The following is a 19101-nucleotide window of genomic DNA, read 5'->3' on the forward strand; positions in this document are numbered from 1 at the left end:
ACTGGCTCTGATCGGGTCACTTCTCTAGTTGCTACTTGAGCGCGTCCGCAAGATCCTTTACGTTCCCTACAGGTTGGAATAACTTGCGGCAGGTATTCTTGAGTGAAATGCCATCTGAGCTCAGTGGATCATTGAGGTTGTTATACGAGGTCATCACATCTTTCACTATCGGTTTGAAAGTCTTAACTACGTCAGCTCCCTTATCCATAACATGCGACTGCATCACCGAGTTACCCATGGTGCTCAGCTTGTCGAACGCAGAAAGCCCTGCACCGCCACGTTCCATCGCGCGCAATTTGCCATATAGCTGGCTGTATTCACCAAAGTGTTTTCTAGCCGTGTTGAACTCAGCAATTTTCTTCTTACTTGGCAATACGTCACCAAAAAGTACCTTCTTGAGGCCGTCGCTGCTATTCAGGAAAGAATCTTTGCCATGTGTCGCATTGTAGAAAGACTCTTTCACGGCCCCCTTGATCTCTCCATATGCGCCGCGTTCAATGCCAGAGAGCGGACTTGACCACTCTCCTGTACGAAGGTAGTTCTTTGCCGATTTAGCTATGCCTGCTCGGAAGTTTTTGAACGCTCCGCTCTTCAAAAGTGGAGAGAAGTTTTTCTGGAGCAGCTCCCCCGTATCAGTCAGTTTTGGAGCGAATGCCTTGGCAGCTTTACCTACCTTCAGCCCCTTCAAACCCGTGCCAAGGGCCTTTGCGCCAGGGATTATGGTTATTGCGCCAAAAATAGCGTCTATCGCGAACTCTGCTCCGCTCTTATCGCCAGCTCGCCATTGCATAAAACCATCGAATACTGTTATTAGAGCCGCTGCTCCTAATGCAATTGCGATAGCGCCGCCGCTCACGAAGCAGGCCACTATTCCAAGAACCACAGACACTACTTTTGCTACTTTGACTAGAACTTTCCAGGCGTCAGAATATAGAATCCTTTCCCACCCGTTTAGCTTCGGGGCATCGTCTTTTGCGGACTCGATGTTAGCTGCCGTCGTGGCGGCATCATCATCGTGAGACCTTTTTATTTCATGAACTCTTTTTGTAGCTTCCGCAATTCGCCCTTTAGCCTCGTTCAGCTTAGTCTGATACGACGAAACTTGCCTCTGCGCTTCAACTACTTGCGCCACATTGCCGCTTGTTATAGCCGACATCCCCGCCGTTACCACATGACCCATAGCCTGCCGAAGTGAAGCACTAGCTGCGGCTCGGTCTTGCTCTGCCGCTTCTGCCTTTCTTACCTCAACGCGGGCCTTTTCCTTCGAATCCTCAGTTTTTGTTTTCCAGTCGGCAAGGTAGTTGCCGACCGTATTGAAGCTACTAGCAAATTTCCTGAAGTCATTCGGCAGCTCCCCAGACTCCTGTTTTAAAATCTGGGCCCATTTACCTTGCTGATCGCCCAGAGAGCTACCGTCAAGAAACGCAGCCATGTTCTCGAAGGTGTCACCTAACTCCTGGTAACGCCCAATCATCGTTTGGATTTGCGCACCATCACCACGGATAGGATTCCGTGACTCCCCCACCAAATACCAATTCTCACCCATGATTCCCCATAACTACGAAATGCCTAACATTTCGCATAACAAAGCGTGTATTAAATACTAAGAAATAACCGTCAGAAGGAACTATACCCACCTGCGGAGGTTGATATTGTCGGAGTTGCCTCCTGAATAGTTTGCGCCATATCTGAATCCGCGTGGTCAGTACTCTCGATAACTTGATCAATAAAACCAGAAAACCGCTCTACTTTTTTCTGATACTTATTTCTAGTACTTTGTACTTGACGATTGAAGCCTCTTAGCGCAGTAACGACTTTCCGATGCCCTACATTTTCGATGGACGGAGAAATACTGCCGTCACTCTGCAGACTCAGGGTATTTCGTATGTTGTCAAAATTGCTCTTGAGCTCTTCCAGGTCATTCTGATTCACTTTAAGATCGGCCACGGCTCACCCCTACCTTCACGAAAGGTTGAGTTCCGAGATCTTAGTTGCTCAGAATCCAACCCAAGCCAACTATTAGTTCAGACCGGATGCCAGCGAGGAATCCAGCTCAGACATCGACTGCTGCGCCTTGTTCAGGAACTGCGACATACCAGTAAGACCCTGCACCGCAGACTTAGCACCCTGAGTGAACTCGCTGTAAGAAGCCTGGAAAGCACCAGAAGCCTGATCAGTCTGAAAACCAGCCGAAACCAGCTGCTCCACCAAAGACTGCAACTTACCCAAAATACCCTCAAGCTCACCCTGACCAGACTGCAACTGAGAAGCAACCTGCTGCAGCTCAGCATAAGTAACATTCATGTTCGCCATGGAAATACTCCAAATCAAAATAGTCGGTTTCCCAAAACAGCCGGCAAGATCACCGACCCATAACCAACCCTAACCACCCCAAAAACCCCACAACAGACCCAAACAACGAATACACTTAAAAACAACCCCCAGTTCACCAACCGTTAACCTGTGAGGTGATAGTGCGTTTTGCATTTCAGAAAAGCCAGTTTAGGCCGCTACTTAGATAGAAATAGTAAATAGTTTTCCGCAACGACCAGGGTTCGGAAAACTTTAGAAAACAATGACTCCGTCGTAGATCACGCCGTCTCATATAGAGGCAGGACCAATTGGGCATATTCCTTATTACTACCCGTAATCAGGGCCCTGGCTAGATCGCAAGCAAATTGTTTATCCAATAGATTAGTCAGAACTAGAAGTGCCATGTCTGCAGCGAGCTTCTGGTAGGTCTTATACCACTCGAACCTCTCTTCCGGCTCCCAACTCTGCATATTCTCGGTGCCAGTTCGCTCAAAATTCTGCATGGTCAAATGAGGAATGGAAAGAATTCCTCCCCCCATCGCCACCTTCTGCATGGTGAGCAGGTTCTGAATACCAGTGCCGAAATCAGCTTCGTTTCCGCCCTCTTCTAGGCTGGCTTCCACCATCGGCACGTTAGTTCTGCTCCCAGCCACCCCGACAGCCTTCGCATGCACAAAGTCCTTCCCATCCCACGGGAACACCGGGGCGGGAATAATGCCTGTTTCCTCGTCTGAAACGCCAAACTTTTGCTTCGCCCGAAACTGGTATGCACGAATCACCTGGGCAAGCGTGAAAGCATATTGGACAGTTTCCCGGTGCATTGGCACGTCCTCGGGAATGGAAATCTCGTTTTCTCCCGACTGCAGCGCATCCCAGTTTTGTTTGAGAGACTCGCTCGAATTAGCAGGCTGCTCCGGGGCATCATCTGTGGACACCCGCTCCCCATTAGCCAGACCGCTGTTCTTGGCAATCCGCTCAAAACGACGCTCGTCTGCGATCTTGGTGAGCTTATCCACCGTCTGCTGATCGAAGGTAACCCCCATATTCGGCAACATCATGTCCAGGAATTCCAAATATTCCCCGGACAGTAACTGCATAGCTGGGAACCACAGCTGGTCATCGTCCTGGCTGTACCTCAATAGCAGGTGAGCCCCCATGCGGCACGTATTATCCACGTGGTCAATGAGCTCCGTAACCGCATCCGATTCTTCGTCCCCGAGCTGTTGCAACCGCCCGCACGCATCCCACAGCAAGGTGAACACCCACCCTGCAATACCGGACTCTTTAGTTCTAGCAATGGCGACGCTCATAATGCCAGGTACGCCATTTATGGTCTGCTGATTGCCCTGGGCGCACTCTACAAACATGTACCCGTAGCTATTTTGGCCAAACAGATCAAACCCAGCACTAATCAGCTCATCTCCGGCATGTTCACCAATTGACGGAGATTGCTCCACTAGCTTTATTAGCTCCTGCACGTCTGCGATGAATTTTTCATCCCCGGTGAAGATCTTTACCACTGCAGTGTCCCTTCAACAACATTGCACATTACATACAATAGCGAATTTCCTTGCGTCTCATTACGCAGCTTTACTCCCGCACGAGCAGTGCGGGAGTAAAGACCCTGTAGACCTGTTGTAATCACTTAACTAACGCGCTTAGCACACTGCTAAGTAACCCCCATGGACCAAGTAGTTTGTCGGAGAGAGAAAGCAATGAGAAGACCCCACCCGAAAGCGGTTGCGCTGCAGGCCCGCTTTCCCAGGAAGGAATTCCTCCCTGCATGGTTGGGCTAAATAGGCTTCCCCCGCCCGAGGACGTGGCGGCCGCTCCCGTCGAAGCCGAGGCCTCTGCTCCACCGATATGCCCTGAAGAGCTGAAACCACCACTTGCGGAGCCAAAACTGCTCGGTTCAGACATGTAACCGGAGCTGGTGTACCCGTCAGTACCACCGCTCATCAGGTTCGCACCGCCGGACGACTCGCTCGCCCCAGCTGCTCCCGCATGAGCCGAGACCAGTGGCTGCGCAGTTGTAGCATTAGCGGGTTGTGTCGCGGCGCCTACTCCGGAATACGCATTTGTTGCTGGCGCCGCCGCGGCTCCGGCTCCGGCAGTTCCCGCACTACCAGTTGTTGCTGGCGCCGCCGCGGCTTCGGCATTTCCCATGCCGCCCGTCGTTGCAGGGTGACCGTTAATTATTGCACCGACCTGGTTACCAGCCTCCTGCAACTTCGGTATCACTGACCTCAACCCGTCAGGCGACTGCAAGAACGAATCAGGTCCTTCAACCAAGTTGCGGGCTGACTGCGTTACTGCACCGATCGCATTTTGCGCATCGGCGGGACTAATGTGTGTCAGTGGATTATCCCACTGGCCGGTAGTAAAGAGCTTATTTACCGAATTCCCTATCGCGCCAAGGACGTTCTTGACTGAACCACTATCTAAGGCGGGTTTTATGGCGCCCATAAACATCTGCGATACACCTGTGAGCTGAGGAGCGAAGGACGCTACCCAATTGCCACCGCTCACAACCGCCTGGAAGGCTTGCCCCAACACCCCGCCTGCAGCTTGTAATGCCGGCAAGAGGGAGGCGCCGATCTTGAGCAAATTATCAATGGTTAGCTGCCCGTTGACACCCATACGCATCACTTGGTCTATAGCCTGCAGGCCTGATACTACGGCACTCGCAACGGCCACCCAGCCTCCGCCCATAAACATCGCCACAACGCCAAGTACAACGGACACCGCCTTTAGGACCTCCATGAGTCCCCGCCAAAAATCCGAGTACAGCAACTTTTCGATCCCCTTGAGCTTGGGAGTTTCCTCATTTGCTGCCCTGATCTGGCTGACCACTTGCGCCGCGGCTGAGTTGTACTCTTCTTTGACCATCTGTACCTGCGCTTTTGCCTCAGACAGGCGACTAGACGCATTTCCAAGCTGGCGTTTATAGCTTTCCAATTGGGAGCTCGCACTAGATGAGCCTTCATGGGCGCGCTCAGCCAGCCCCATGATCTGGCTAATCGCTCCGCCAATGCAGCGACTATCCGTGTGTGCCTGCTCTGCCTCGTTTAGTGCATGCTCCGCCCTGAAGCGCAAGGGATCAATGTATCTCTCCCACGACCTCAGTGCCTGTGCCACCTTGTGGAATCCGCCAGCGAACTGGCGGAAGTCCCCAGGAAGCTTCTCGGACTTTTCTTGGATCTTGTTAGCCCACTGCCCCTGCTGGGCGCCGGTAGGACTACCACCGAGTAACGCCGAAGCGTGTTCGAAAATGTCGCCTAAACGCTGGTACCTCTGGCTGAGCACAGCAATTTCACTGCTATCTCCGGGAATCGGATTAGATGACTCCCCAACAAGATGCCAATTTCGCTCCATCGGATTCTCCAAGTCCTATTTACCCGTGACACGCACAGAGCTGGTGATCAATGCGAACAGCTCGAACAGTGTCTCGGCAACGTCTATTTGCGGGCTAATCCCGGTCGTGACCAAAACTTGCCCCGCAGTTGGGATAAAAGTACGAAAATGCACGAGCTTCGTATCCGCTGGCCCGTCACCCGTCAAAGACCGCGCAGAGGCAACCGCAGCCGCTTGAATGCCACGCCCTAGTTCCGGCACATCGACAGGTATTAGATCCATAACTTCGTCGTCCGCCAGGGCTTCCTGCTCTTCTAGAAGAGTCTCGGAAATGACCTCTAGCTCTTCATCTATCTCACCAAACGCGGAAGCCGGCGGCATGATCGAAACCATGAACGTAGCCATCAAATTGTCTACGCCCTGCGGATCCGGATTGGTTGTATACGCTAGCCTGACCCCAGAATTCCAGGCCTGCTCGTAAGCATTAGAAAGACCTTGCCGAACCTTCGGATAGACTTCGTGCCAGTTAGCAACCGTGTTGCGCATGGGATTCAGTACCTTGAATAGCTGCGCGTCACGCCGGTCAGGATCAACGTCAATTCGTTCCCACCCAGCGGGCGGGATGAAAGAAATAGTTAGTTCGTCCTCGGCAGTGCTCATCGGCTCCCACCACCTGTATTTGCTGTAGCGCCCTGCGCTTGGGAGCCACTCCGAGCGGCTTGAGCCATTTGATTGTCTGCCTCGGTAGTGCCCTTAGAGACATTCTCCAGATACTGCGAATAATTTTGTACTTTTTCCTGATACTTATTCCGAGTCTTTTGTACTTCGGCATTAAAATCAGTAAGCTCACGGATAATATCTGGATGGCCCACATTATGCTTTGTAGGCTCCATGTCTTCATTATCCCCAAGGCTCAATACTTGCCTAATATTAGAAAAAGTATTTTGCAATTCGTCCAGCTCTGCCTGGTCAACTTTTAGGTCTGACATTGCCCCTCCGGCACTTTTGTTGGGCCCTGCCCGCTCACCCGGAGGGCAGGACCCAATGCGCGATTAGTTAGTTCAGACCGGATGCCAGCGAGGAATCCAGCTCAGACATCGACTGCTGCGCCTTGTTCAGGAACTGCGACATACCAGTAAGACCCTGCACCGCAGACTTAGCACCCTGAGTGAACTCGCTGTAAGAAGCCTGGAAAGCACCAGAAGCCTGATCAGTCTGAAAACCAGCCGAAACCAGCTGCTCCACCAAAGACTGCAACTTACCCAAAATACCCTCAAGCTCACCCTGACCAGACTGCAACTGAGAAGCAACCTGCTGCAGCTCAGCATAAGTAACATTCATGTTCGCCATGGAAATACTCCAAATCAAAATAGTCGGTTTCCCAAAACAGCCGGCAAGATCACCGACCCAAAACCAACCCTAACCACCCCAAAAACCCCACAACAGACCCAAACAACGAATACACCTAAAAACAACCCCCAGTTCACCAACCGTTAACGTTGTTTTCTATATCCGGTCGAATATAGGCGGTATTCATGCCCGCATAAATGACATTAATGCCGCGCACACTCATCGGGCAGAATTATCAATAACCCTATTTACCACTGCCGACATATTCCCAAACATGATCTGGTCGCGGACGTCCAATCCTACGACGCCTTTGCACCGGTCCTGCCGCCTCCCGCTGGCGTAAACAACATCCGTACCATTAGCGCTACCGGCGTCCTCTATCCATGGGAAGCCGTCGCCATCCAACCCGAATATGAAATGCACCCGCGAAACCTGCGGATCCTCCACGCGCACATACTGGTCATAATCGGCAGTACCCGTCTTTCCTCGACCACAGGCCCCCCGACTAGTAAAGGGCACCACCTGTCCATCAGAAAACTCGAGCACAAATTTGTGCGTCTCAGCCGGCTTTGGCGCCTTGGCGGAAGCGGTCTGACTTTTTACCTCCCAAGCCTTAGTTACCCGATTCTCGACCGGGGTCGGCAATCTAGGAATCTCGGCGAACACCCTAGCAGGCCTAGCCACCGGTTTTATCCCCTCAGACTTCTTCTTCCTAAACCAACCGAACCACTTCATGAACGCTTCCCCTTAGTGGTCGCGCCACTAGACGCCACCTGCATGGCCTCATTCAGACGCCCAATGTGCACAAAACCGCGTCCCGCAGGGCCTTCACTGTTTAGCTGCGCCCTCTTCAAGCGAATTCCAATAAGATCCTGGTTCAATACGTCGTCCGGGCGCAGCAGGATGCCCATCTTCAACCCCCGCACGCGTACGCCCCAGGTGTTAAAGCCCATCGGGAACTGTTCAGTGTCACCAGCAACCACAAAACTGGCTCTAGAATCATCCAAGCGACCAATACTGTCGCGCAGCCAGTCACCAGCCGGGGCCTCCTTCAACAACTGGGCGTCGTCTACCGCAATAAGCGTGCGCTGGGGGCTGCCGTCAGCGCCGAGGATGTACGGTTCCAAAGCCTCGCGAGTAAAGTCGGTGGGCAGGGTAATCAGCCGTTCCACCCCGGGCCGGTCCGCAAAACGATGCAGCATATTCCTCTTGGGAGCCACAATCACCACTCGGTATCCCGCCCGCAGCCCAGAGTTGATTGCCGTAGCGAGCGCGGTCGTCTTGCCAGCCTGAATAGACCCGTAGATAGGCAGCATGGGGACAGCCACCGGGTCGTAAGAGATGAGCGAGTTGTCGTCTCCGCCGACGCCCAAGCTCAGTCGAGGCCAATTGAGGTCAGCAGGTTCAGGCAGCCCTTCGACCTCTTCGCGTTCCCAGACACGTTCGACAGAAATATCTGTAGGCAGCTCCTCTACCGCAAAAGGCCGAAGAGACTTGGGCAAATCCAGATACTTCTCGCGGAGCTTGGTGCCCAAAGCACGAATCCGCTCCGACTCCTCGCGACCGCTGAGCTCCTTGCCAATGGTGGCAATCTGCAACTCTGCCAAATCCTCAGAGCGGAACCCCCGCCCTTCAGTCATGTTCTCGGGAACTTCGCGCACCTTCATGCCGATCAAGGTGTAGTCAGAAGGCTCCACCAGTTTCAGCAGAATCTTCGTTTCGGCCAACGTAGACATGCGGCCGCTCAGCAGCGCCCTGTCACCCGACACAATAAAGTGAATACCCACTGACGGGGCTTCCCGCATCAAGGATTGAATGCGCGTCAACATGGTGCCCGTGTCGTAAGTTTCGTACGTCGAATGAAAGCCTTCCCAAGAATCCAACAGCACAAACACGTGCGGGATCGCGGCCTCGCCCTCGGCTAAATTCTGGTTGTATTCGTCAATATTGGAATAGCCATCCCTAGAAAGCATGGCGGAACGCTTCCCCTGCTCCGCCTCCAGCTTGCGCAAGAGCCGATCTATCTTCTGCGTTTCCCCACGGTTAGCTACGGCTCCCACGTGCGGCATAGCCTTCAGCGGCCCCAGTGCACCATTTCCCGCATCAATACAGTAAAAGTGGCATTGCGCAGGGGAGTACAAGGAAGCGGCAGAAAAGGCGATAGTGCGCAGCGCAGTGGACTTGCCGGTGCGGGAGGTGCCCACTATGTACAGGTTGCCAAACGAGGCCGCATCGATGGACACAGCGTGCTGCTTCTGCGCCTGAGGGTAATCGCCCAATGCAAACGGAATGCGGATCCCCTGTCCACCGACCCGCGGCAAACTGGCCAGCGCAATGTTGTCCTGCAAGGCCGGCAGCCACGGCTCGCGCTGCGGTGGAAAATGCAACCGCTCGTTCACCTGCACGATCGCATCCACCAGCATCTTCAAATCCGTAACAGCTACGTCTCCGCGCGTTTTCTTCGCCTCGGGGCGACGCGGCGGGGCGGCCCCCAACTTCACAAACGGAACCGACCGCATGAACGGCTCCTTGGCAGAGTGATCTACCAAGTCCTCGGCCTTGATATACCGCCCTCCAACACGCGCGGACTGGAACGGAATCAACGAGGACGAACCGAGCCTTACTACCGCACGTCCCGGAGTGTTCTTCGAAATAAGAGCGGCATCTTTGGCATCGATTACGTCCTGGCTTTCCTCGGCATCAGTCATGCGAAGGGCAATGCGCAAGTTAGTGTTCGCCCTAATTTCTGGGGACACCACACCGCCCGGCCTCTGGGTGGCCAACAGCAGGTGAATGCCCAGCGAACGGCCCCTCTGAGCTATATTCACAAGGCCGGTAACGAAGTCTGGCAGCTCGCGAGCCAGCGAGGCAAACTCGTCGATAACGATCAGCAGGCGGGGAATCTCGACGGCTTCGGGCTTCGTAGCCCGCAGGTCGATGTAGTCTTCCAAGTCCTTGGCACCTACTTGTGCCAACATGTGCTCGCGGTAGGTTAATTCGGCGCTAAGGGAAGTCAGCGCGCGCACAACCAGGTGATTATCCAAGTCGGTAACCATGCCCACCGTGTGCGGCAAATGAACACAGTCTTTGAAGGCCGCACCACCCTTGTAGTCAACCAAGACGAAGTTCAGCGCATTCGGGGTGTTAGCCACCGCCAGGGACGCTACCAGGGACTGCAGCAATTCCAACTTACCAGAACCGGTGGTGCCCGCAATCAGGCCGTGAGGGCCATCTTTTGAAATATCTAACCCGAAGGCGCCGTCCACGGACTCGCCGATCACACATGCTGTAGATCTAGGACTCGACGCCCACCTGCCCTCGATCTCGTTTGCGGTAGGCGTTAGCTCCAGAAGATTCAGCAGTCTGGATTGATCAGGGATCGCAAGCTGGGCCGCATCTGGGCTGCCATCCTCGATGGGAGCTAGAGCTAACGCCACCGAATCCAACCACCTGTCTGAAACCAAGTCTGGCATGACGTCGGTAATATCCTTGCCCAGGTTTGACGCCACAGTCAGGACGCCGCCCTCGGCAGTGACCACAGTTTCACATTCTTCGGGGAGCAGCCGTTCGTCGGCATCCACGCACAGCATGAACATGCCTACCGTCGGCCCCTCCTTGAGCAGCCGAATGGTACCCGGCATCTGGCGGAGCAGGTGCGCGTGCTCCATGATGACCACGATGTGCGAACCCGCCCAAGTATTCATTGACCGATTGCGCTTTTCCTCAGCGCGCGCATCCAAGATCGACACCAGTTCGGAAATGCGGTGGGCCACCTGCTCGGCGGTAATACCAATCGTGCGCACAGCCCCCTGCCCAAGCTGGGGAATGAAATGGGGAATCCACTGCGCAAAATGCCAATTTATCGAGGGCGTGCCCGCAGCTTCCACCTTCTCGTTTGCCCTGGGTGCAAGCAGGTACAAGCCCAGGTCCCTAGTGGAATGCAGGGCAGCCAGCTGCGCCACCGCCCATTTAAGGACCGGAAAGATAATAGCGGTCTGTCCGGTGAAGCCGACACAGCCCGATTCGGTCAAGGATACGGACACGGGGAAGCGCTCCAGCTCCCACTGTTTGACGCGCTCAAAATCTAACTTCGACGGGTCAGTGAGCGTAATGTGCGAATTCACCACTCCGGTGCCCACGCGCAATCGCAGCCATGAATCATCCGCTGGCCTGCGATTCCATAGGTGGGAGGTATGTCTGGTGCAAATGTCTAACACCTGAGAAGCGTCGGGGAATTCCACCCGCGAGTGCGCTTCTTCGCGAGCCACCGCGTCGCGCGCCTCCTTCTGGGTTTTGGCTTTGGATTCGCGGTATTTTTCCATCTGCCGTTTGAAAGATTTGCGTCTTTGCGAGTTCCCGGTGAAGTAAGAACCAACTATCATCAGGGGGCTCATCAAGCCGAACGCCAAGAAGATGTAGTTGTGCATGAAGTAGGCCAGCCCAAGGCACAGGATTAGGGGTAGCGCGGCTGTCAGCCAGGGCAGCGAAGACTTGTCGGGTTCAACCGGCTTATTTGGAAGAGAATACTTCTTGTCTTCGATCTTTTGGCGAATCTTTGGAGGCCTGGAATAGAGCCACTTTCCGGGTTTCGAGGTCGTATCTATGGGGACTGGTTCGCCGCGGGTGGTTGTGACTGTCACGATGCAGTCGGGGATCGATATTTCCTGCCCGGGGTTCACTTCGGTGGGTTCGGTGATTTCCTTACCGTCGACTCGTACCCCAGAGGACAGTTCGACCTCTTTTTTCTTCCGCCCGAAGCGCTTCTTTTTGGTAGCTATGCGCTTGGCTTTGACGTTAGGGAATACAGACACGGCCCCGTCTGCCCCGATATTCAGCATGAACTCTGAGTCCAGGGAGGCCTCGTCGGGGTCAAGGAAGGAGGAGATGGACAGTGTTCCGCTGCTAACGTCAAACACTTCACCCGTGCGAGCTCCACTGAGGAACCGCAGTTGCACCGTGCCGTCCTTTTGGTCAGTGCTGGCGTAGGGCATGAGCGCCCGCTCACCCTGCGGGTACAGCGAGATCCATGACCCTTCCCGCAGTCCCACTTCGGCAAGGGTTTGCTCGGGCCCAACCGCGCGCCCGTCTACCGCCACCCCGCTTTTTGCAGGTTCGGCCACGCTGATCTTTCCGAGGGCGGGAAACACCTCCTGTATTGGGGTGTTGTCTGCGCAATCCAAGTACACGGTGTAGCGTGCGTCAGCATGCGCGTCGTGGACGGTGATTAGCCCTTTCATGTTTGTCCTCTATACGCCGAAGGGGTTGTGCCGGTAGGCCAGCCTGCGGCGGCGGCACACCAGGGCGACTATCAGTGCAATCAGTCCGATTCCCACCAATGCTGCGCCTACTAGGACACCGGCTAGTAGTAGCGGGTTGGCTAGAAGGTAACGCCAGAAGCTCCTTGCAACTACCACGTTGGAGTAGGAGGCCACCGACTCGTTGCCTGCCTTATCCTGCACTCGCAAGGTGATGTCGTGGGGCTGAGCGTCCGCTGCCAGCTTGTACGCGGGAACGTTCTTGTCCAGCTCGGCGCCGTCCCATGTGCGCACTACCTGTCCGTCGACCTCGATCTGTGCTGCGGACAGCGCCAAGTTGTCTTTCGCATTGACGTCGATGTCCTTGGACTCGTCGTAGTACACTTTGTTGGATTCAAGTGCTCCGGTGCGCACCTGCGGTTTCTGTTTGTCTATGGCAAACTTCAGTTCCGCCGTGGCATTGTGCGCTTCGTTCTTCTTATCCATGGTGTTCTGCGACAGGTTGCCTGCCTTGTCTATGGAAGAGAGGAGCACGCGGTAGTAGCCAGCCTTATTGAACAGCTTTGCGGGAATCGTATATTTGGTAGCACTCCACCCTGCCTTGGTGGTCTGCCCAATGCGGGAATACGATTCGGGGCTAAGCGTTTGCAGCTGATCGTTCTTGGCTACCTGCACCTGGGTCAGGTTATTTTCGAGGCCGGATACGTTCACCTCTGTGACTTGGACGTTTTGTGGCGCGTCCAAATATTTGCCGCGCAGGTTGCCGGTATTTCCCTCAAATAGGTAGGTAGAGCCGAAACGGTTTACCGAGAAGGTCTTCATTACCTCCGTGGAATTGCCGGCCATGTCTGTGACCTTGGCATTTAGCTGGTAGATGTCATCTATCTTGGGGTCGCGATCGAAATCGTCATAGATTATCTCTTCGTGGTTGTCCGATTCCTTTGTCCTGGTTAGCAGGTCGGTAACGGCTCCGCGGTAGTTGCCATTCAGCCTGTATTCGACCCTGGAATGGTCCAGGTTAGTGTCGTCAGCTACCACCGTCGGCCGTACCGTTCCAGAATAGGCTGTAAGGTTTTCGACTCCACCGATTTTTATCTCGGGTTTGGTCGTGTCAATGACAAATTCGGGTTCCTTTACTTCGCGGGCCGCATTTCCTGCCATGTCAGTAGACTTCGCCAGCAGCGCGTAGTGGGATTCGCCCGTAAACGGAATGCGCATGCTCCAGGTGTCCTTACCCGTCTTCGCCCAACTGCCCGAGGGCGCCCCGGTTGGCTTCCCCGCATCGTCTCGGGCCTGCACCACAACCGGGGAATCGGCCTGCGAGAAGTTGCGGTCAACAATCGTCACCGTGGCGGTACGCGGGTGGTTGTAGTACATGCCGTTGGTGGGGTGGTTATTGTCAAAAGTGACTGTCAGCTGGGGCTCTAGCTTGTCGAGGACGAATTCGTCCTCGACCGCATTCGACTTGCGCCCAGCTAGATCAGTAACTTCCGCACGTAGCTTCCAGTTACCATCCGCGTCGTAGCGGTGCCGGTACACCCACGTCATCTTGTCACCTGACGGGTTTTCGAACTGCTCTACAGGCACGGTGAAGGTATTGCCGTCGCGGCTGTTGGTAACTACCACCTGCGCCCTGTCTAGCTTGCGCAGCAGGTCAAAGTTAGATTCTTTGACGGTCACCGTGGCTGTTCGGTCAGCTTTGTAATACTTCTGGTTACGCGCATTGTTATTGTCAAAGGCAACCTCTACTGTTGGAGCAGATTTGTCTACAACAACTCCCACCGGACACTTGCCTTGCTTGTCAGTGGGCAAATTAGAATCCTTGAATTCTCCAAGGTAACCAGTGTCGGCGGGATTGCCTGCCTTGTCAGTTAGCCCAATAGCGGTCTGATCAAAACGCAACCTCTGACTGTCACCACTCATCCGGAAAGTAGCAGTACCAATCATGTCCGCTTTCACGGCTTTGTACTGCAACTTTGGCTTGGGGTTGCGCTCTTGGTTTGCAAGTACGTTAGAAAAACCTAGCGCAGGCTTAGCAGAGTCAGCCATATTAGATTCGTAGTACTTGAATCCGAGTGCTTTATCGTCAATACCAGAGACGGTATCCTCAATTTCCCCCAGTGTTGCTTCGAAAGTCGAAGAAGCGAAAATCCATGGTGCATGTACCACCTCGGTGGGGCTTACCTGCAACTTCCCTAGTTTCGGGCCGGTGTAATCGATGGTGAAGGATTTTTCGACGCTACCTTCCGTCTTCTCTTCAGCGAATCCGCGATAGGCCCACTTCAGGTTGTATGCGCCCTCCTTTGGCATCTTCGGGTTATCTTTTGCCCTTGGCAGCTTAATCCCGTCAAGCTGCCACCTGTCGCCCTCTACCTGCACAAATTCGTTAAAGCTAAACTTTTGCGGCACCACCTGATATCGATTAGCTGGGTCTTTGGGGTGCTCTTTCAGCTCAATTGAAAAGAAATCCGCAGGCAGATTCTCTTGCGTCACATACAACGGGAACCAGCGGTCAGAAACGGTGTAGCTTATGTTTACGTCGCCGCGGTAATACAGCTCTGGATTCGACGATTCAGGCGTTCCTTTAGCCTTCTGCACCCTCACCTGCGCACCTTGCACCGAGGTCTCGCGGCGGTCTACCACCAGTACGTCATACTTGACCTTGTCACCCAGGATCTTTGCCATGGGCACCTCTAGCACGTTGCCGGCGTTGTCAGCGATGTGGACCTTGATCTGATCCATCCTGTACAAACCCTCTGCATCGATTTGGAAGGCCGCCAAGTTGTTCCTGTCGGGCCCCACAAGCTCGCCTCCAGGATTGTCGGGTGTCAATGTCTTTGCGGGACCAATCTCCTTTCCCGTCAAGTCTCTAGGGGCAGGCAGTTCTACCCGCAATGTCGCCTTGTTCAGACCCGAGGTGTTTGGGGTGTCCGAAAAACGGTCAGCCCCATTCTTCTGCTTGTCTTTCAGCTGCCCTTCCGGCAGCTCATCCTGTAAATAGAACGCGTACTGAGTTGACCCCTCCGTTTGCGAGACCACCATGGCAGAAAGGTTCTGGTACGGATTGTCCTTGATTTTCAGCTTGGGGATCTTCGGAATGAATTTATTGTCGCCGGATTGGGACGGCCCGTTCTTGAAGCTCACCTGCGGTTTTTTCCCGTCAAGGATCACCGACCCTGGGTTGAAAAGTCCCAACGGTTCTTCGTCTGAGGGCGAGAAGGTGTATTTACCGTTTCGCTGCTTCATGTCGGTATCTGGGGACTTCACCGATCCAAATATCTTGTCGGGGCATTTGTAGTAGTAATAGCCGTCTGGGTTCAGCTTAGGTAGTTCGGTGTCTTTTTCTACTGGGCACACATCTACCGGACCAACTACCTCGCCCGGCTCGCCCTCTTCGCGCGTTACCCTAAGCAGATTAATCTTCTCGGACTCCGACTGATGCTGTACTAGCGTGGTGCGCAGCTCTTCAATCTTGTCCGCAAACTCCTGTTTCTGCGACCGCACGTACACGCTAGAATCGCGGGCAACATAGGTAGGAACGTCAGCTTGGGATGCACGCTTGCCAGCAACTATCTTCTTGTCCACTACTACCTGGACGTCAGATTTTTCCTTCGATCTAATCTGAATAGAACTTGGGAAGGGAATATCATTCATATTCCGTTCGCGAATCGTAGCTGCAGTTTTAGTGTTCCGGTTACCCGCCTTGTCGGTGGCGCTTATTTTTAGACGGCGAAGCTCGTACTTGCCCGGCTTGGACAGCACAATGTCGTAGTTGAACTGCTTATTTTTTTCAACATGTAACGGGCTACCTGCGTAGCTTGCAGTTATTTTCGGGTCTCTGATCGGATCCGCATGCCCAGTAGCTACTCCTTCAGGCACCTGATCTTCGGCAGCTACCCGAATACGGCGGGGGCCGGTGACAGTTATTTCCTGTCCGTCTTCACGAAGAGGCTCGTCGCTCCCTTCTACTATATACACGATGCCCGTAAAACTAGGAGCAACGGCATCGACTACAGCCGACACAGTTTTGTTCGTCTTTTCGTCCCACCCGTCTTGGTTAACTATCGCCTCAGCGGGCCTAGCCGTAAAGGTCAACTTCGTGCCGTCCGCTTTATTTGGCACAACAAACCTGGCAAGGTGATCTGTGGAGGTAGCCGGTGTCCAGTAAGTAAGGGGATCATCGGACTTCTTCAGGAAATGTATTGAGGACAGGGTAGCCCACTCTTCCACCTCCTCGCCTTTCATACCCACTTCAACTACGTCGCGATTATCCTGCCGCTTCTTGTCAAAATCCTGGAAGTATTCGTCTCTTACAGTGGCGCCAACATAGATCTCTTGCCCGCCCCTCAACGTTTTGCCTTCATATGGTCGGATAACCTTACCTTCCTTGGTGTACAAAGACACTCCCAGGATGGGTTTCACCTTCGCAGGAGAATTTGTCGGCTTAGGCGAATTAGGGGAAGTTGGCTCCTTGGTAGTAGACGCCTGCGAGGAAGGTTCAGCAATGTTTCCAGGCGTCGGTTCATCTGCCGCGAGCGCACTAAATCCCAATGCGGCCAGTGATCCTAGTGCGAGCAGAAACGACGTTAAAGCTGCCAGTACAAAGCGGCGAGTCAACAACATTATTCTTCCCTTCCCACTACAGCCGTGGAGCCGGAAGAGGCAAGCGAGGTTACGCCCTCGTCGTCTACTTCCTGGACCAGGCCTTCCCCGGCCAGTGAAGTCTTATCTTCATCGGGGTCAATGGCTGGTTCGTCTACAGAATGAACCTGGATTTGCTGCGGTTTTGGCCGCAGACTGGTTACTTCTTCGGCTGCTACCGCCCAGGTGCCCCGGCGCTGTTTGCGAAGCTTGCTAATCTCCTCGGCCATCCGCTTGCCGTTCCTAGAATCGCGCACCTGCGCAATATCGAGTTTGCGGTATAGGTAGGCGGCTATAAGCGCAAGCACAATGGCTAACGCAAGAAAAATGCCAGCTACGGTCTGCCACTGTGCGGAGCTCATTTGGCCTCCCCTTTTACGTCCACGAAAGCGTTCTCGATTGCTGCCTTGGTCGGCCCGAATGCCTTCGTCGCCTTCTTCTTCTGCTTCTCTAGGTGGTCAGTTGTGGGGGTTACCTTACGGGCCATGGTCTCTACTTTCTTCTCAAGAGACGTCATGTCGTTCATGGCTACCTTGTCGGCCCTGAAGTTGCGCGGGTACACCTGCAAGGCATCCAGTACAAAGTTGGCCACCTCGAGCTTTACCACCGAGTTATTTTCTTCTGAAGCGATATCTACTAGCCGCTGCAAGGACCCGAAGTAGGGCTTGTAATGGCCGGCATCTGATCCCTCGTTGATCAACGGCACAATCTGGGAGTTGAAATCTGCGATGTCGGCATACACGGAAGCAATGCGATTGTTTTTGAACATCTTGTCGTCTGCCGCATAGTGCATCCACTTTGAAGCGTTTCGAATTCGCGCATACCGAACCAGCTGTTCGTCGTTCATGTTCAGGCCATTAGCCTCATCCCCCAAAAGGGATTGGTCAGCGTAGTAGTACCAGTAGAGTTTTCCGGTATCAAAAGCTAGCTGCGACCAGGACTGTTGATCTTTTTGCAGGGACTTCGAATGTTCGGTTAGGGCAGAGTTATAGGTGCGTTCTTCATCCCCATCAAAACGATTATCCGCGGTAAAGCGGTCCATCAGTGAATAGTAGGGATCGGGATCCGCCGGTTTTACGTCAGCCGCCTTCAAGTAGTACTGCAGTGCTTCATCCTTCTCAGAAATCTGATCGCCCGTTTGCATCAGCGCGTTGAAATCGCGCGAATTCGCCCAGTACCCAAGCCCCCAACAAATTAGCGCTAGTGCCAAACAAACCCCAGCCGCAATAAGGGTTCCCAAAAATTTCCACCATCGTCCCGCAAGGCCACGCTGGTATTCGTCGTCGGCTTCCTTGTAATGCGCGAGGGCGTAAGCCATTTCTGCGCCATTTTGGTAACGCAGTTGCGGGTCCTTCTGGGTGGCCTTGCCAACGATTCGCTCGAATCCCAGTGTTAGGTCGGGGTCAACTTGCCGCAGCGGAACCAGCCCATCGTTCTTTGGGTGCCTACCAGTGAGCAGGTAGAAAATGGTGGCGCCGAGCGAATAAATGTCGCTACGCGTATCCACGCTCTTAGCATCCTTGAACTGTTCCGGGCTACCAAAGCCGGGGGTACCCAGTTCCCGGGAGTCGCCAAGTAAAGCCTCGCTACTTTCCGGGGAGCCGACCTCTTTAGCAATACCAAAGTCGATGAGTTTTACCGTCCCATCCGGAGTGACCATGATGTTCGACGGTTTGATATCGCGGTAAACTACCGGGGGTTTGCGCCTGTGCAAGTAATCCAACACGTCGCAGAGCTGAATACTGATGTCAGCAACCTGGTCTTCTTCTAAAGGGCCGTCATCCTTCAGGATCTGCGCCAAGGTCCGCCCCTCCACGTAATCCATTACTACGAACAGCGAACCGGATTCTTCGATCAGGTCAACGATGCGCGGGATAGCAGGGTGATCAAATTGCTTGATCATATTCGCTTCCACAGTAAGAGACCTGACCACCATGTCGCGGCGAGTAGCATCCGACATGTTCTTAATCTGCTTTACTGCCCACTGCTTATTCAGCGACGAGTCAATGGCCAAGTAGACCTCGGACATTCCGCCCGAACCAATCTTGGTCAGGATCTTGTAGCGTTTGCCCACTACTGTGTCCGTTGCGACCACAGTGCTCCCCTAGATGTATGTATTTACCTAAGTCCTGCTGGCGCCAGCCGCATAGGTTCAAAAGGCCCAGCGGACATACAGAGGAAAACTACC

At 53.9% G+C, this 19101-nt stretch carries 13 protein-coding genes; all 13 read right to left on the reverse strand.

Translation table 11 applies throughout. From position 1 onward, the window contains the following. Nucleotides 1-31: 31 nt before the first annotated feature. On the reverse strand, nucleotides 32-1546 hold the full coding sequence (locus QP400_RS08395) for a hypothetical protein (RefSeq protein ID WP_141740521.1): 1515 nt from the start codon (nucleotides 1544-1546) through the stop codon (nucleotides 32-34). A 71-nt stretch (nucleotides 1547-1617) separates the two neighbouring features. Then, the gene (locus QP400_RS08400; RefSeq protein WP_004807052.1) at nucleotides 1618-1947 is read right to left on the reverse strand and encodes a hypothetical protein; all 330 of its coding nucleotides are present in this window, start codon (nucleotides 1945-1947) and stop codon (nucleotides 1618-1620) included. A gap of 72 nt (nucleotides 1948-2019) precedes the next feature. Then, on the reverse strand, nucleotides 2020-2313 hold the full coding sequence (locus tag QP400_RS08405; protein WP_004807054.1) for a WXG100 family type VII secretion target: 294 nt from the start codon (nucleotides 2311-2313) through the stop codon (nucleotides 2020-2022). 278 nt (nucleotides 2314-2591) lie between these two features. Next, a complete protein-coding gene (locus QP400_RS08410) occupies nucleotides 2592-3833 on the reverse strand; it encodes a hypothetical protein (RefSeq protein WP_004807056.1) in 1242 nt (413 codons plus the stop codon). A gap of 121 nt (nucleotides 3834-3954) precedes the next feature. Continuing rightward, nucleotides 3955-5688, reverse strand: a complete 1734-nt coding sequence (locus QP400_RS08415) for a putative T7SS-secreted protein (RefSeq protein WP_004807058.1) — start codon at nucleotides 5686-5688, stop codon at nucleotides 3955-3957. 15 nt (nucleotides 5689-5703) lie between these two features. Beyond that, entirely contained in the window at nucleotides 5704-6327 is a 624-nt protein-coding gene (locus QP400_RS08420; protein WP_004807060.1) for a hypothetical protein, read from the reverse strand. Continuing rightward, on the reverse strand, nucleotides 6324-6656 hold the full coding sequence (locus tag QP400_RS08425; RefSeq protein ID WP_004807062.1) for a hypothetical protein: 333 nt from the start codon (nucleotides 6654-6656) through the stop codon (nucleotides 6324-6326). Before QP400_RS08425 ends, QP400_RS08420 begins: the two co-directional genes overlap by 4 nt. A gap of 67 nt (nucleotides 6657-6723) precedes the next feature. Further along, entirely contained in the window at nucleotides 6724-7017 is a 294-nt protein-coding gene (locus QP400_RS08430; RefSeq protein WP_004807054.1) for a WXG100 family type VII secretion target, read from the reverse strand. Between the two features lie 219 nt (nucleotides 7018-7236). Beyond that, nucleotides 7237-7752, reverse strand: coding sequence for an FHA domain-containing protein (locus QP400_RS08435; protein WP_004807067.1), 516 nt, complete (start codon nucleotides 7750-7752; stop codon nucleotides 7237-7239). Next, nucleotides 7749-12254 (reverse strand): FtsK/SpoIIIE domain-containing protein, encoded by a 4506-nt coding sequence (locus QP400_RS08440; protein ID WP_285462628.1) that lies wholly within the window; start codon nucleotides 12252-12254, stop codon nucleotides 7749-7751. Before QP400_RS08440 ends, QP400_RS08435 begins: the two co-directional genes overlap by 4 nt. A gap of 9 nt (nucleotides 12255-12263) precedes the next feature. Further along, nucleotides 12264-16895, reverse strand: coding sequence for an Ig-like domain repeat protein (locus tag QP400_RS08445; protein WP_285462629.1), 4632 nt, complete (start codon nucleotides 16893-16895; stop codon nucleotides 12264-12266). Next, a complete protein-coding gene (locus QP400_RS08450) occupies nucleotides 16895-17275 on the reverse strand; it encodes a hypothetical protein (RefSeq protein WP_004807073.1) in 381 nt (126 codons plus the stop codon). Before QP400_RS08450 ends, QP400_RS08445 begins: the two co-directional genes overlap by 1 nt. Beyond that, nucleotides 17272-19008 (reverse strand): serine/threonine protein kinase, encoded by a 1737-nt coding sequence (locus QP400_RS08455; RefSeq protein ID WP_004807075.1) that lies wholly within the window; start codon nucleotides 19006-19008, stop codon nucleotides 17272-17274. The genes QP400_RS08450 and QP400_RS08455 overlap by 4 nt, the downstream gene beginning before the upstream one ends. Between the last annotated feature and the right edge of the window lie 93 nt (nucleotides 19009-19101).

It is taken from the genome of Winkia sp. UMB3158, from assembly GCF_030217145.1.
Lineage (GTDB): Bacteria > Actinomycetota > Actinomycetes > Actinomycetales > Actinomycetaceae > Winkia > Winkia anitrata.